This is a genomic window from Natronorubrum sediminis (genome assembly GCF_900108095.1).
Taxonomy (GTDB): Archaea; Halobacteriota; Halobacteria; order Halobacteriales; family Natrialbaceae; genus Natronorubrum; species Natronorubrum sediminis.
Map to the genome: position 1 here is coordinate 1202963 of NZ_FNWL01000001.1, position 15589 is coordinate 1218551.

Genomic DNA, 15589 nt, shown 5'->3' on the forward strand with positions numbered 1-15589 from the left:
ATCCGTTCGCCCTGCGTCAGTCGAATTCGCGCTCGAGTGGTCGCCCCGATCACGGCCTCGTCTCGAGTCGACCACCGAAATGGTCACTCCCTGTCGTTCCCCAACACGTGCTCCCATAGGGCTCGAGATAGGACGGGCCCACAATAATTTTTCTGCCGAACGGGATAGATTGTACTATTGAAGACTGTTCGTATTTGGCAGTGGCTCGTAAACAGAATCGAACGGTTTCGACGCCGAACAGAGCCGTTCAAGCCTACCCTGAGCGAGTGTATGGCTCACCGTTCAGCCCTTCTGGCAACCGAATACAAAGTGGGTGGCATATCTACCGGTTAGTACGGACCGCGTACCGGCGTCCGTCCTCGAGACGAGACGACCGGCGCGACAGAACGGAGATCATATACATGAGAATGAATCGACGCAACGTGTTAGTGGGATTAGGAACGATCGTCGCGGGTGGTGGGGCTGCACTCGGGACGGGCGCGTTTAGTACCGTAGAAGCAAGTCGGGACGTCTCCGTCGAAATCGCAGACGACGCGAACGCGTTTCTCGCGATCGACGTACACGAAGACCGTGACGGAGATGATGAGTTTGACGGAGACGATGAGTTCGTCGAACTCGACGAGGACGGTGATCACGACACCGTCGAGTTCGATTTCAGTGGCACTGATGATTCGGACGGACTCAATGAGGATGCGGTAACCAGATTCGATAATCTCGTTACGCTCACGAACAATGGTTCGGAGCCAGTAGAGATCACTATTGACGCATACACGGAAGACGATGACGGTGAAGTTGACAATGAAATTTCGGAGGGCTTCACCGCGTACGAAGGAGATACCGAAGACGATGTTATCGACGACAAGACGCTCGATGAAGACGACGACGAGCAGCTTCACGTCGGTTTCGAGTTCGACACCACGACGGACGACGACGTTGAGGATATCGACATAATCCAAATCGAAGCCTCTGCCGAGGACTAGTGGGCCAGGTGAGTAGCACTAGCTAAGGCTGTTACGCAGTACACCGAAACCACTGGGAATGGGGTGAACTTGCGTAGACGGCGTGCCGGCCCAGGTTCGGCTGGCACCCGACAGCCGTTTGAGACGAGCCGAGTGACGAATGCGAACTATACGGCGAATGGTATCACCGAAGGCGATATGGACCGTTGTGGCGGCCTGTGTAGTACTTACACTGGCAGTGCCGACCGTGGCGATTACGATGGCCGAAGATACCACCAGTGACGACGTCGTCCTCGAGCCAACGACATCCTACGCGTCGGTCACGGACGAGGGTAAGCTCGAGGTGGATCTCGAGCGTCTCAACGAGCAGGCGGTGACCACGTTCGACGATGTATTTACGATCAGCGTCGGTGACGATGCCGTTTCACGAGTCTGGATCGAAGACGTCGAGGGGCTCACCTTTTACGAAAACGGGAACCAACACGCAGAGCTGAGCGAATCGTCACCGCTCGAGCCGGAGGCTGGCGAGAGCGCACGGATCGGTGTGAGTATCGATACGCACGTCGACCACGCAGAGACGGAGAGGTTCACGGTCCACGTCGAGTACGAAGACGACGATGGGAAATCGGCCGGTGTCGTTACCCTCGAGGACCTCGAGGTCGAGCCGGAAACGGTCGAAACGGGAGCGAACGTCACGGTGAACGCGACCTACGAGAACGTCGGCGAGCGGACGAAGACGACCGACGCCGAGTTGACGGTAGACGGAGCCGTCGTCGATTCCGAGTCAGTGACGGTCAGTCCTGGAGACACAGAGACGGTGCATTTCGAGCGCCAACTCGAGTGGCCGGGGGAGACCGAACTCGGCGTCGACGGCGTCGAACACGAGACGGTTTCGGTCGACGGCCCGCCGGTCGACGTGCTCGAGGCATCGGTCGTCGATACCGAACTCGAGGCTGGCGAGACGGGGGAAATCGAGGCGACGGTCTCGAATCCGACCGACGAACCGGTCGATCGAACGCTCGAACTCGCGGTCGACGGCATCGTCGTCGACACGCAAACGGTGGCACTCGAGTCCGCGAGCGAGCAGACGCTCACGTTCGAACACGAGTTCGACGGCGAAGGGACGACGCCCGTTGCAGTCAGCGGCGTCGACGCCGGCACGGTCACCGTCGACGAGCCGACGTTCGAGATTCAAAACAGAGAGCTGTCGGCGACGACAGTGGCTGCGCTCGCACCACCGATGGCGGCGAGTTTGCTGATTGTCGCGACTGCCGCGAATCGGCGGTGGGTGAACAAATGACTCGCGTACCCGAACGAAAACTGGGGAAGCGAGTACAACCAGTGTCGAAGCGAGCACGGTCACCGTCGAGGCGAAGACAGCCGAACGGACGCCTTCGGGTGGTCAAACCGTGACGACGAGAACGATCCTCAAGCGGGTGCTAGGCGGTGTCGTCGCGCTCGTCATCGTCTTGTTGTTGGTCGGCCAACTCCTCGGCCAGCCCATTTTGCTCGGGTACGTCGCGACCGGCAGCATGGAGCCGACGATGGACGCGGGAGACGGCTTCGTCTCGGTTCCGAGCGCCGTGACGGGATCGCCCGAGGAAGGTGACGTGGTCGTCTTCGAGGCTCGAGAGTTACACGACGGTGAGTTGACCACGCATCGAATCGTCGACGAAACGGAGGAAGGCTACGTGACGAGTGGCGACGCGAACCCGTTTACGGATCAAGATAGCGACGAGCCACACGTCACCGACGACCAGATCGTCGCGACCGCGTGGGCACCCGGCGGTGATCCCGTCACGATTCCACACCTGGGGACGGCGATTATGGGCATTCAGGGTGGCGTGGAATCGGCGTTCGGAACGGTTGCGTCGACGGTCGGGCTGTCGGAACCGACCGACTTCGATTCGGTCGGTGCGGTGCTCGTGGGTCTCGGTGTCGCCTTGCTCGGCTTCGGAATCCTCCTCGAGCGACTCGGGCCCGGACACCGGGAGGCGACGCGAACGCGCTCGCGACCGAACGTCATCGCGTTGTGGACGGTGTTGGGGGTCGTCTTGCTCGTCTTCGTGACAGGGGCGACGGCAGCGATGGTGATTCCGTCGGGAACCGTCGAGTACGGACTCGCGAGCACCACGTCTCCGAGTGACGACCCACAGGAACTCGAGCCCGGTGAGACTGGCGAGTTGACACAGACGGTCAACAACGCGGGCTACCTGCCGATCGTCGCCATCCACGAGAGTGATCGCGAGTCTGTCGGTACCGATCCGGATCGACAGACGGTCGGCCCACGCTCGAGTGGGGAGGCGACGGTGTCGCTTACCGCACCCCAGGAAACTGGCGAATACACGCGTGCCGTCGAGGAACACCGATATATCGCACTTCTGCCACCGTCCGTGATCGAGTGGCTCCACGATGGGCACCCACTCCTCGCAATCGCCGCCGTCAACGGCGTCATCGTTGGTGTTGCCGTTACGCTCGTCCTCGCCGTGTTCGGACGAAACGACATTCGGATTCGAAGCACTGGCGTGCACGTCTCGCTGACGACTCGAGTCCGTCGAAAAATTCGGGAGTGGCGATGATCGGGTTCGAACGCGATTTCGGCCGCGTCGGACGATCCAACACGGCGACAGTCGCCCGTTCCGATTTGGCCAGTATAGTTATAATGGACGAAAGTGATAATTATATTCAAGTGATACTTTCAACCGTTTGCGGTTGGGAATTACTGCGGGGATGGAAAGCGGAGGGCCAGCACCGCTGTCTCTCCAGGGGTAACTAACTGTGATCGATAACGCACGACTCGACTTGCTGTTCGCCGAGTATGGGAGAGCGATCGCGATTGCACTGGTCGTGATCGGTACGCTCGCACTCGTGGCGTCGGGATGGGCCGTTGCGAACCCATCGACGACGACGGAAGCACAGTACGCGGACGAACACGTCTCGACGGAGTTGCACACGAGCGCCGAGGTCGTTCAAGACGGAACGCTCTGGAACGAGGGAGAGTATCTCGAGAACAACGACGTCTACATGCTCAACGACTCGCCGATGTTGACCCTCGAGCCCGAGACGACGGTTCAGAGCGAACGCGAAGACGTCTCGGTCGACGATGCGGAGATCACACACGAACTCGAGGCGCGCTACGAAGCGACGCGAGACGGCGACGTGTTCTGGAACGAGAGCCATACAGTGCTCGAGGAAACGCCGACCGTCGAAGACGGCGTCGCGACATCCTCGGAGACGATCGACGTCGAATCGTACCGAGACCGACAGGACGAACTCGAGCAGGAACTCGGCGGCGTCGGCGACGTGGACCTCGAGTTCGTGTTGTCGGTGGCCTACGATACTGGTGGCACGGAAGGAACTGACGAGGCGACGACGCCGTTCGAGGTGACCTCGACGGCCTACTGGCTCGGGGATTCGGCGTCGATGTCGGAGACGGCGACCCAGCAGACGGGGACCGAGGAGACGACTGAATCGCGCTCGCTCGCGTTGATCGCCGGACTGTCACTGCTCGGGACGATCTCACTCGCCGGGGCGGTGGGAATCGTCCGGCGCACGCCGGTCGACGAAACGGTTGCCCGGCGCAAAATCCACGAACGCCGCTACGCCGAGTGGATCTCGAAGGGGTCGATCCCGATGTGGATCGGGAACTATCACGTCTCGCTCGATACGCTCGAGGACGTCGTCGACGTCGCGATCGATACGAACGAGCGCGTCGTCCACGACACACAACGTGGGCTCTTCGCCGTGGTCAACGACGGCGTCGTCTACTACTACAGCGAGCGTGGACAGTGGGAGGAAACGGCCTGGCCGGAGATGAACCTCTCGGAGCACGGCGACTCGAGTGGCGACGGTGATGAACCGGCGATTACACCCGAAGAGATGGATCTCGAGGGAATCGACGACTTCTCAGATCTGGACGAGGAAGGGTTCGAAGACGACGAAGACGTCTGGAAGCAACTCTAACCATCTCACAGCAGCCAGGGACGGGTACTGGTCCGAGCGGCGACGGAGGTGGGGCAGTCGTTTTTGACGGGCGAGTCGAGGGGGAGTAACTCGAGTGAAACTGCGTCGGGAAAAGCGGGATTTGGGGCAGACACACCGGGTCGCTTGCCGGTGATTTTGGTCGTGAAATCGGAGAGTCGGTTCGCCCGGTGATCGAAATGCGTAAATGATCGATCGTGATAGATTAGCGTGTATGAAAACGCCACTCATCGTCACCGATTTTCTCGAGCAGGCACGGGCGTACTATGGAGACGAAACGGCGATCGTCGGGACTGCGGGGGAACGATTCACGTACGAGGAGTTTGGCGAGCGAGTCGATCGATTTTCGGCGGCGTTAGCAGAACGCGGAATCGAGAAGGGTGATCGAGTTGGAGTGCTCGATCCGAACACGCACTATCATCTCGAGGCGGCCTACGGTGCGATGCAACTGGGTGCGATCTTTACGCCGCTGAACTATCGGCTGACTCCGGACGATTACGAGTACATTCTCTCGGATGCGGGCGTCGACGTGGTCTACGCGGATTACGAGTACGCCGAAAAGATCGAGCCGATCCGCGAGGACGTGCCGACGGAGACGTTCGTGACGAACGAGACGGACGCGGTGGACGGTCAGTGGGAGGACTTCGACACTGTACTCGAGGAGGCGGGGACCGAGTTCGACGCACCCGAGTTAGCCGAAGACGAGATCATTACGATCAACTACACCTCGGGGACGACGGGCGACCCGAAGGGCGTCTGTCGAACGCACAGAACGGAAACCGTTCACGCGTACCTGATGTCGATGTATCACGAGATCACCGACGACGACGTCTACCTCTGGACGCTACCGATGTTCCACGTCAACGGGTGGGGCCACATCTACGCGGTGACCGGAATGGGTGCGACGCACGTCTGTACCCGCGGCGTCAACGCCGACGAGGTCGTCGAGGCGATTACAACCGAAGACGTGTCGTTCCTCTGTGCTGCACCGGCAGTGCTCAATCAGTTGATCGACTACTACGAGACAAAAGACGAACCCGAGATGATGGGCGAACACCGGGTGCGAGTGACGACCGCAGGCAGCGCGCCGCCGGAAGCGACCATTCGCGCCGTCGAAGAGGAGTTCGGCTGGTACCTGAAACACCTCTATGGAGCAACCGAAACCGGGCCGCTGATCACCATTTCCGATGCGAAACGGCTTCTGACCGACGAGAATCGCTACGAACTCAAGAAACGCCAGGGAATGGGCGTCCTCGGTACCGACGTCCGCGTCGTCGACGAAGACGGAAACGACGTCCCAAGAGACGACGCGACGCTCGGTGAAATCGTCGTCCGCGGCAATCAGATCATGGACCGCTACTGGAACAAGCCTGACGAGACGGAGGAAGCGTTCAGCGGCCGTCTCGAGGGATACTTCCACACCGGCGACCTCGCGTCGGTCGACGAAAACGGGATGATCGCCATCCGCGACCGGAAGAAGGACATCATCATCTCCGGCGGCGAGAACATCTCGAGTATCGAACTCGAGGACACGCTGTTCGATCACGACGCCGTTGGGGACGCTGCAGTCATCCCGGCTCCGAGCGAGGAGTGGGGAGAGACGCCGAAAGCGTTCGTCGTGCCCTCGAGTGGTTCGGCGGATCAACCGCCGGTTTCACCGGAGGAGTTGACCGAATTTACCCGCGAGCACCTCGCGAGCTACAAAGTGGTTCGGCAGATCGAATACGTCGAAGAGCTACCGAAGACTGCGACCGGAAAGACACAGAAGTACGAACTTCGCGAGCGCGAGTGGGAGGACGAGGATCGACTGGTCGGTGAAGGATAAGTAAGTAACCAAGTGAGCGGGTGATCGTCAACTCTCGACTCCCGCAATCCTCGCCATTGACTGACTGGCCAGTCAAATATGTATTTCTAGCACCTGAGTCCCCATTGAGGCAATATGCAACAGTACTTCTGACGGAATTTATGTCGAGTGATCCCGCTGACGAGGCTCAACTTTTATGCTTCTGGGACCTTTCGATTCGTAGTATGGCACAGACCGACGGGGAGAACATCGAAGATTTGCCACCGAGTGCCAAACTCGTCTTCAAGGTACTCGAGTACGATGGTCCGTTGACCCAAAAGCAGATCGTCGAAGAGTCGATGTTGTCTGCCCGAACCGTTCGCTACGCACTCGAGCGGCTAGAGGATATTGGAATCGTCGACGAAGATATTTACTTTGCTGACGCCCGACAGAGCCTCTATCGGATCGAGGAACCCGTCGCGGCCGACGGAAACGGCGTCGAGGAGTCACCGAAGAAGGACGCCTGCTGCGCCGAATAACCATCAGCAAATAGGAGGATTATTTTGGCGGCGGAATCGTCTTCCTCCATGGACAAGGAATCGCTTCCACGCTGGGGCTGGCTCTTAATTGGCCTGTTTGGGATGGTGCTCGTCGCCGAGTTGCTCAACTTCTACGTGTTCAGACCGGCCGGAGTACCACAGTCGTTCGAGGTGATTCCCATCATCACCGCGATGGCACCGGTATTGATCTTTATCGGTCCCTGGTACGACGAGGAGCGCCAGCACTACTGGGAGCAATCACAGGCGCACATCGTCGGAGACCTCCTATTCGTCCTCGTCGGTGCTGCCCTCGGCTCGGCGATCGTACTGGCCGCAATCGTCACCATCGGCCTGCCACGCATCGTTCAGGACATCCTCGCGATGGGTGGCGGCTTCATGCTCTCGTGGGGACTCTTCTGGTGGCGCAACACGGCGCTGTACGCCGGAACTCTCGAGTGAATCGACTCGAGCCAACCGATCGTCCGAGTGAATCGTTCGTCCGATTCAGCCGATCGACGCGAGATCGTTACACGAGCGGACGGTCCGCGATACCGGGTGTCTGTGGCATTTCGCGTTTGTGCTGTGTTTCAGCACAGAGCCACGCGATCGACCGGGCCGTCTGCCGATCGATGCCGAGCGCGTCCGCGGCATCCGTGACCGAGGTACTCTCGTCGACGAGTTGGTGAAGCAACGGATCGATGGTGTCGTAGGTCGCACCCAGCTCGTCGGCGTCGGTCTGTGCTGCCCAGAATCCGGCGGTCGGCTCCTTACTGACGATCCGTTTTGGAACGCCGATTCGCTTTGCAAGTGCGCGAACTTCGGTTTTATAGAGGTCGCCGATCGGGTACGTATCGGCCGCGCCGTCGCCATACTTGGTGAAGTAGCCGAGCAACAGCTCCGAACGGTTCGCCGTCCCGAGGACGAGTCGCCGCTGGCGATTCGCCGCGTAGTACGCACAGCACATCCGCAAGCGAGCGATCACGTTGCCGATCGCGTGATTTCGCTCGTGAGGGCGATCAGCGTCGGCCTCGTCTGTCCAGGACTCGAGCGAACCGACGACCGTCTCCTCGAACGCTTCGCGCATCGGCCGAAGGCTGAGCTCTTCGAACTTGATTCCCAGTCCGTCCGCAATGGTTCGAGCGTCGCTGACGTCGACGTGCTCAGTTTTGTGACACGGTAGGCCGAGACCGAGCACGCTGTCGCTTCCGACCGCGTCGACGGCGAGTGCGGTCGTCACGGTCGAGTCGATTCCGCCGCTCATCGCGACGACGACGCCCTCCGCGCTCGCGTCCTCGACGGTCGTCCGAATGTCGCTGACGATCCGAGATCGGACGGCCTCGAGTCCAGACCGGTCCGTTACGAACGATGTACTAGCTCGTTCGACACTGGCGCTGTCGACTGTTTCGACGTTCGCGTTCACGGGAGTTGAACACCACGTTTTTCCATAGATAGTTAGACAAACGTCCCGTATAAGTGCGTGTCCCTTAAACACCTAGTAGCTCTACGATAGGTTGCTGTCGATATGCACAACCAGTATCGACTCGTAATCCGCCCAAACCCCTCACACACTGGAAACGGTTCACGACAAACACCATTATAAGATGTCAGAAGAGATGACAAGCAAGCGTTTCCACACATGGCTCTCTCCACCGACCGCGAACTCCATATTCGGATGCTCCTCGCACTCGGCTTAGTCGTCTGTCTGCCGTTCGCATTCGTCTACACGTTTCTCTTCCTCGTGAACACCGTCGGTATACCGCTACTCGAATGGGCCAACGAACGACCGTACCACGGCGAGTTCTACATCGATCCGCTCGTCCTGTCGGTCGTCGTCCTCGGCGGCCTCGCCGTCCAGTATCGGTATGGGCCCCAAACTGTCGTCGACTCGCTCGGTGCCCGTCCCGTCGACGCGAGCGCGTATCCGGAGCTTCACGCGACGGTCACTCGACTCTCCTCGCAAGTTGACGTAGCGAAACCAGCCATCAGCGTCATCGAGAGCGACGTCCCCAACGCCTTCGCCGTCGCCGGTGGCGGCGAAACGGGCCGCGTCGTCGTGACGAGTTCCCTCCTCGAGTCGCTCTCAGATGAGGAACTCGAAGCCGTGTTAGCCCACGAACTCGCCCACCTCAAGAACCGAGACGCGAACCTGATGACCGTCGCGTGGTTATTGCCGACGATCACCTACTACCTCGCGATCGTCGCGTTCTACGTTCTCTATGGCTTCTACCGGCTACTCGGAGCCGGCGCGGGTGGACGCTCAAGCGGAAGCGGCGACGGGCGGGGTATCGTAGCCGTGATCGTCGTCATCACCGTCACAGCCGTCGCGACGTTGTTGGTCTCGGCGATGTTCTGGATCGCGAGCGTGCTGTTCTATCGAATCCTCTCGCGCCAACGCGAGTACGCCGCGGACGAGGCCGCTGCCGCGATCACCGGCTCGCCGGCAGCCCTCGCGAGCGCCCTCGAGACCATCGACGAGACGATGACGGCCGTCCCGGACGAGGATCTTCGAAAGCTCGACGGCGGCACCGAAGCGCTGTATCTCGCCCCACTCGAGGACCGGGCGTTCGACTCGAACGACCTGCTCAGCACGGACATCTTCCCGGATACGCACCCGCCTACGGCGGTTCGAATCGAGCGACTGCGCGAACTCGAGGGTGAGCGGTCGTGAGCCGTGACTCGCTCAACCGTCGTGCGCTCCTTGGAACGCTCGCGACCGGAGTCGCCGCCAGCCTCGCGGGCTGTGGCTATCAGCCGGCTGCGGGCGAGTACAAGTGGAGCGAGAGCGTGTCTGTCGGCCCGAGCGTCCCGTTTTCGGACGGTGAAAGTACCTGGCTCGCCGGAACCGATCGTCTCTACAGCGTCGCCAACGTCTCGGGACGGACACCCCAACCCGGCGAAGACGGGTGGCGAGAACTGGACGAAGCATACGTCAGCGCCTTCGATAGCTCGGGTGAAGAGCTGTGGACGACAGACGCCGCTGAGCAGTACGTCGGCGACCCAGTCTTCGCCGACGGAACGATCTACCTCGCACTCGAGGGCGGTAGCGTCACTGCGGTCGGTCCGGGATCGGACGACGAGGGAGAAGTCCATTGGACGACCGAAGTTGACACGGACGACGGTAGAGATGAACGCGACGAGGAGTCCGACGACGAACGCGGCGAAGCTGGTGACGACGTAGACGGCGAAGGCAGTGACGACGATGATAGCGGAGACGACGAAGACGGAACTGACGACAGCGAAGAGGAACTCGAACTCGCCGCCGGCTCGCCACTCGTCGTCGCCCTCGGTGACGGTGAACTGTGGGGATTCGAGGCGGCAACTGGCGAAGAGCTGTTCGAAGCCGAAGTTCCGGCCTCGCAGAACGCGACCGCTATCGCCGCCGCTGGCGAGTACGCCTGGGTCGCCTTCCTCGAGGACGACGAGCACCACCTCGCAGTCTTCGACACCGGTGGGGAGCGAGAAACGCGCTCGCTTCCCGAGGGCCCCGAGTGGCTCGTGGCCGGGGACGACCTCGCTCTCCTCGGATTCGAGGACGAATCCGCCGTCTGGGGGGTCGTTCCCGACGGAAATCGGCAGTTCGAACTCGAGTTCGAACTCGATCCCGGGCCACGCTCACCCATCATCGTCGACCACACGGCCTATCTCGAGTCCGGCGGCGACCTGCTCGCCATCGACCTCGAGGCGGGCGAACGCCTGTGGGACCTCGACTCGCCGCTCAGCGGCGGCCTCGTCGCCGACGCCGACAGCATTTACGGCTGGGCAAGTGGGTCCGGTTGCGGCCTCGCCAGCGTCGACTCGAGCGGCGAGTTCCAGTGGGACGCGACCCTCCCCGACGAGATAACCTGTCGTGACGACCTCTTCGTCCTCGAGGATACCCTCGTCGTCGCCGGGTCGAACGGAGACCTGACCGGATTCCGAACCGAATCCGGCCGTCGCTATTCGGTCGTTTCCTGAGCGGTGACTCGGGCACGTACCTTTTTCCGCGTCGGGTTCGCTCGCTTCGCTCACTCACCACTCGCGCAAAAATCTCCTCCAAAAAGGCCGCTCACTCACTGCGTTCGTTCGCGGTGTGACTACGACGGAACGACCGTAATCGGCTCCTCACAATGGACCTTTTTGCGCTCAGGTTCACGCTGTTCACCCTCACGCAAAAATCTCCTCCAAAAAGGCCGCTCACTCACTGCGTTCGTTCGCGGTGTGACTACGACGGAACGACCGTAATCGGATCTTTGCGATCGACCGCTTGCTCTAACTCGTCCGCAATTGCACTGCCTCGAGAGACTTGTATTTCGCCGCCGCGACTCACCGTCGCGGTGAAGAGGTAGTCGCCGCCGGCTTGCACCTCGACGGTCTCGCCGTGGTTGCCGTCGACGGGGACGACAATGTGTCTCGAGGTGATCTCGGGGGTGACCATCTGGCCTGCCGCCTGGCCACCGCCTGCGCCACCGTCCGCGCTGGCTCCGCCGCCACTCGGGGCACCGTAGTTGGGGTTCTCGTCGTGGGTCCGAACGTCGATGTCGATCCCGAGGCGGTTCTCTACGTCCGAAATTCGACCGCCGCCCTTGCCGATGACGCTCGAGATGTCGTCGTCTTCGACGTAGACGACCGCCGTGTCCTGACTCTTGAGTTCGACGTCGACGTAGCCCTGGGCAATCGAGCGAATCTCGCGTTCGATCTCCTGTTTGGCGATTCGGTCGACGCCGGACTCGTTCGCCGGGCCGCCCTCTTCGTCTGTGAGCGGCACGGTGACGACCTGACGGTTGAAGGTGTAGATCTCGTACTCGGGTTCGCCCGTCTCGAAGTTCGTGACCTGGATGACCGGCCGCGCGAGGTCCTCTTCGGTGAGACCGGCGGGGACCTTGACCTCCGTCCGGACGTCGTAGACGGTGTGAACCTCACCGGCTTCGATGTAGACGACGGTGTCGACGACCTGTGGGATCATCCCGAGTTCGACCCGACCCACGAGCCGCTGGAGGGCGTCGATCGCCCGAGTCGCGTGGACGACGCCGATCATGCCGACGCCCGCGAGGCGCATATCCGCGAAGACCTCGAAGTCGTCCGTTTTGCGGACCTCGTCGTAGATGGTGTAGTCCGGCCGAACCATCAATAACGCGTCGGCCGTGTTGGCCATCTCACCGGCCAGTTCGGTGTACTGAGTGATCTCGGGACCGACCTGCAGGTCCCGTGGTTTCTCCATCGTCTTGACGGAGTAGTCGTGATCCGAAATGTAGCGAGCGACCGCCTGCGCGAACGTCGACTTCCCGGCACCCGGCGCACCCGAGATGAGGACGCCGCGTTGGTGCTCAAGCAGGCGTTCTTTCAATTCGTCGGCTTTCTCGTAGTCCTCGATGTCGGTCTGGGCGATCGGACGGACGGCCGTGATCTCGATGCCGTCAGAGAAGGGGGGCCGACCGATCGCGATCCGGTAGTCCCGAAACTGAACGATCTTCATTCCCGGCTGGGAGAGTTCGATGAAGCCCTCGGACGATTCCTTGGCCCCGTCGACGACCTCGCGAGCGTACTCGTCCATGGTCGCCTCGTCGAGTGGTTCGTCGGCGATCGGTTCGTAGCGCATCTCGCCGAGTTCGCCGCGTTTGGCCTTCGGAACGGCACCCGCCCGAAGGTGGAGGCTCATCGTCTGGTCGTCGAAGTAGCTCTCGACGGTGAGCGTCCCGACCTCTCTCACTTCCGGAGAGACGCGCTCGACTTCGAGCCCCTTGGCGCGAGCGACTTCGGCCTGAACGACGTCGCTGGTCATGAACGTCGCCTCGAGTTCCTCTGCGAGGTCGCGAATCAACGCGTCGATCTCGCCTTCGGAGGCGTGACCGCGCTCGATGGCGTTGGGCCGCTCGCCGACGTACTCGAGGTCGATCTCGCCCTCGTCAGCGAGGTCGGCGAGTCGCTGAAGCTCCTCGAGACCGTCCCAGCCGCTATCGATCCCGTCGTTTGCCTGCGCCTCGAGTTCTGCGACGACGGCTTCCGGCACCGATATCGTCGCTCCCTCGAACTGCCCGTCCTCGATCGTCGCCGAGACGCGGCCGTCGATGACCACGCTCGTATCCGGCACGACGTGCATACGCTAGCTGGTCGACGGACACGTATAAGCGTGTCCCACCGGGGAACGGCGCTTTTCGGCCCTCCGACGGCGTGTGTGGCGGGCACACGATTCGGGTGATCGACCGGGAAGAGAGTCACCCTCGAGTGATGGTCATCCGAAGTGTCGAATTATATATCCACGTGTAGTGCGAACGAGTGTCTCGATGAGTGAGTTTACGACACCGGCGTTCGGGACGACGACCGGCGCACAGGCGTACGAATTCCTCGATACGACCTCGTTCGTCCGGGTCCCCAGCGAGGCGACGGACGGACACCACTCCGTCGTCGAAATGCGACTTCGGGAGGGCCACGCCCCGCCGATGCACGTCCACGAGCGAGCGGACGAGGTCATTCACGTCGTCGACGGCGAACTCGAGGCGCACACCCCAGACGGGGTAATTGTCGTGGCTGCAGGCGGTTCGATCGTCTTCCCGCGAGGTGAGGAACACTCACTCGTCGCTCGAGAAGAGACGACGATCGTCACGTCGGCGACGCCGGGAGGATTCGACGAGTTCGTGAAGACGGCGGGCGAGCCGACGGACGACGAGTCGGTTCCGAGCCGGCCGCCGGATGAGGACGCAATCGATCGAGTGATGGAAGCGGCTCCGGTGCACGGAATCGACATCGTCGGACCGCCGCCGGGTGGCTCTCAGTAACCGACGGTATCACTCTTTGAAAATCGAGTTCTCGGATCCTTCCTCGACGAGTTCGCCGTCGATTTCGATCGCACCCGTTCCGTAAACCGTGACGGTGTGGTCCGGGACGCGAAACGTGAGTTCCCACTCGGGTTGCTTGGAGGTCATCAACAGTTCGAGCGCCTCGGTGTTGATACAATTGTACAGGGAGTACTCGAGTTCGTGGGGCTCGACGCCCTCGATTTCGGCGAGCACTCGCGCGACTCGCAACGAGACGCTGGTCGATTCAGGTCCCACGCGATACCTCCCGAAGACGGTTGCAGTCGACGATGAGGTGGTGTGGCAGCCCGTCGTGGTCGTGAATCGCTTCGATGACCACCGCCGCGTCCTCGAACGACGACCCGCGAGCGACCCGAAACGGCTCGTGCTCCCACGCAACGAAGTCGTGTTCTGCAAGCACCGGGAGGTGTCGGTGAACCAGTTCCGTCTGGAGTGCGCCCTCGTCGTCCGACTGGTCAGTCATCGCCGCTGCGGGGAGTGAGACGGACGCGTCCGCCGGGGCCTCGAGGAGCGCTTCGATGATCTCTCGACGCGGGGTTTCAGAGACTGCCCGGAAGATCCGCCGCCATTGTTGTTGTGAGTCCGCCACCATGGTCACTCGATAGTAAAGAGTCCCGCTCAAATAAAATCACGGTCTCAGAAGCCCTGAAGCTATCGATTGCGAGCGATGTTCAATCGCGCTGTCGGTCCACCCGAGGCGACACTCCAGTCCATCAGCGAACGGAGCACCTCACTCGACCAGCAACCCGCCGTTGACGGGGGTTCGCGTGCCGGTGACGAACGAGGCGTCGTCGCTGGCGAAAAGGGCGACCGTTCGCGCGACGTCTCGTGGCTCGGCGAGGTCACCCATCGGCGTCTCGGCGATCAACTGGTCTTCGAACTGTTCGAGAACGTCCGCACTGGCTTCCGTGCGGACGGGTCCCGGCGAGATGACGTTCGCAACGACGCCTTCCGACGCGAGTTCGGTCGCAACCGACCGAGCCAACCCGTTGAGCGCCGACTTCGCCACCACGTGGGAGCTGAACCCGGGCCTGACGGTTCGCGTCGCCTCGCTCGAGACGTAGACGATTCGACCGTATTCGTGCTCGAGCATGCCCGGTGTGACGGCCTGCGTACAGTTGTATGCCGCGCGAATTTCACCCACGAGTTTGTCTCGGAATTCGTCCCAGGGGTGCTCGAGGAAAGGCGTTCTGGAAAAGGAGATGTTCGCGTTATTGACCAACACGTCGATAGTACCGAACGCCGATTCGGCAGTCGCGACCAGTTCGTCGACGGCGTCCGGATCGCGAACGTCCGCTTGGACGGCGATCGCCTCCCCGCCGGCGTCGGTGATCGAGTCGACAACTGCCTCGGCACGGTCCTCACTCGTGCGATAGTTGACGACGACGTCACCGCCTCGCTCGGCGAGTTCTTTGGCAGTCGCTGCACCGATGCCGCGGCTGCTGCCGGTGACGAGAATTGTTCGGTCGCTGAATTCGTCGTGAGTAGTGGTGTTTCGTGACACGAGAGACGACAGACGGTAATCGACGAAATATG

15 protein-coding genes are annotated in these 15589 nt (G+C 61.3%); 10 read left to right on the forward strand and 5 right to left on the reverse strand.

The features are described 5' to 3' along the window. Positions 1 to 401 precede the first annotated feature (401 nt). The 7 genes from BLW62_RS05930 (at position 402) to BLW62_RS05965 (ending at position 7721) form a co-directional block, all read left to right on the forward strand. Positions 402 to 980, forward strand: coding sequence for a hypothetical protein (locus tag BLW62_RS05930; RefSeq protein ID WP_090506047.1), 579 nt, complete (start codon positions 402 to 404; stop codon positions 978 to 980). A gap of 238 nt (positions 981 to 1218) precedes the next feature. Next, positions 1219 to 2259, forward strand: coding sequence for a hypothetical protein (locus BLW62_RS05935; RefSeq protein ID WP_342706798.1), 1041 nt, complete (start codon positions 1219 to 1221; stop codon positions 2257 to 2259). Between the two features lie 109 nt (positions 2260 to 2368). Continuing rightward, positions 2369 to 3538: a S26 family signal peptidase gene (locus tag BLW62_RS05940; protein WP_090506051.1), complete on the forward strand. Its 1170-nt coding sequence runs from the start codon at positions 2369 to 2371 to the stop codon at positions 3536 to 3538. A gap of 199 nt (positions 3539 to 3737) precedes the next feature. Then, a complete protein-coding gene (locus BLW62_RS05950; protein ID WP_090506055.1) occupies positions 3738 to 4922 on the forward strand; it encodes a DUF5305 domain-containing protein in 1185 nt (394 codons plus the stop codon). 232 nt (positions 4923 to 5154) lie between these two features. Continuing rightward, a complete protein-coding gene (locus tag BLW62_RS05955) occupies positions 5155 to 6765 on the forward strand; it encodes a long-chain-fatty-acid--CoA ligase (protein WP_090506056.1) in 1611 nt (536 codons plus the stop codon). 203 nt (positions 6766 to 6968) lie between these two features. After that, entirely contained in the window at positions 6969 to 7262 is a 294-nt protein-coding gene (locus tag BLW62_RS05960) for a winged helix-turn-helix transcriptional regulator (RefSeq protein WP_076580039.1), read from the forward strand. Positions 7263 to 7310: 48 nt separating this feature from the next. Continuing rightward, positions 7311 to 7721 (forward strand): hypothetical protein, encoded by a 411-nt coding sequence (locus BLW62_RS05965; protein WP_076580041.1) that lies wholly within the window; start codon positions 7311 to 7313, stop codon positions 7719 to 7721. A gap of 67 nt (positions 7722 to 7788) precedes the next feature. Here BLW62_RS05965 and BLW62_RS05970 read toward each other — a convergent pair whose 3' ends face one another. Further along, positions 7789 to 8682, reverse strand: coding sequence for an NAD+ synthase (locus tag BLW62_RS05970; protein ID WP_090506058.1), 894 nt, complete (start codon positions 8680 to 8682; stop codon positions 7789 to 7791). 216 nt (positions 8683 to 8898) lie between these two features. Here BLW62_RS05970 and BLW62_RS05975 point away from each other — a divergent pair, with 216 nt between their 5' ends. Then, positions 8899 to 9930 (forward strand): M48 family metalloprotease, encoded by a 1032-nt coding sequence (locus BLW62_RS05975; RefSeq protein WP_245726669.1) that lies wholly within the window; start codon positions 8899 to 8901, stop codon positions 9928 to 9930. Next, a complete protein-coding gene (locus BLW62_RS05980) occupies positions 9927 to 11216 on the forward strand; it encodes an outer membrane protein assembly factor BamB family protein (RefSeq protein ID WP_090506060.1) in 1290 nt (429 codons plus the stop codon). Before BLW62_RS05975 ends, BLW62_RS05980 begins: the two co-directional genes overlap by 4 nt. 247 nt (positions 11217 to 11463) lie before the next feature. Here the strand turns inward: BLW62_RS05980 and BLW62_RS05985 are convergent, their stop codons facing one another. Then, entirely contained in the window at positions 11464 to 13338 is a 1875-nt protein-coding gene (locus tag BLW62_RS05985) for a PINc/VapC family ATPase (protein WP_090506062.1), read from the reverse strand. 184 nt (positions 13339 to 13522) lie between these two features. On the opposite strand from BLW62_RS05985, the gene BLW62_RS05990 reads away from it, so the two are divergent. Further along, on the forward strand, positions 13523 to 14014 hold the full coding sequence (locus BLW62_RS05990) for a cupin domain-containing protein (RefSeq protein ID WP_139305380.1): 492 nt from the start codon (positions 13523 to 13525) through the stop codon (positions 14012 to 14014). A 9-nt stretch (positions 14015 to 14023) separates the two neighbouring features. Here the strand turns inward: BLW62_RS05990 and BLW62_RS05995 are convergent, their stop codons facing one another. The 3 genes from BLW62_RS05995 to BLW62_RS06005 all read right to left on the reverse strand — a co-directional run bounded on the left by BLW62_RS05995 (position 14024) and on the right by BLW62_RS06005 (position 15557). Continuing rightward, the gene (locus BLW62_RS05995; RefSeq protein WP_090506067.1) at positions 14024 to 14290 is read right to left on the reverse strand and encodes a HalOD1 output domain-containing protein; all 267 of its coding nucleotides are present in this window, start codon (positions 14288 to 14290) and stop codon (positions 14024 to 14026) included. Further along, a complete protein-coding gene (locus BLW62_RS06000) occupies positions 14280 to 14645 on the reverse strand; it encodes a hypothetical protein (RefSeq protein ID WP_090506069.1) in 366 nt (121 codons plus the stop codon). The genes BLW62_RS05995 and BLW62_RS06000 overlap by 11 nt, the downstream gene beginning before the upstream one ends. Positions 14646 to 14783: 138 nt before the next feature. Next, positions 14784 to 15557 carry an SDR family NAD(P)-dependent oxidoreductase gene (locus tag BLW62_RS06005; protein ID WP_175459686.1) on the reverse strand — a complete coding sequence of 258 codons (774 nt, stop codon included), beginning with the start codon at positions 15555 to 15557 and terminating at the stop codon, positions 14784 to 14786. Positions 15558 to 15589 lie beyond the last annotated feature (32 nt).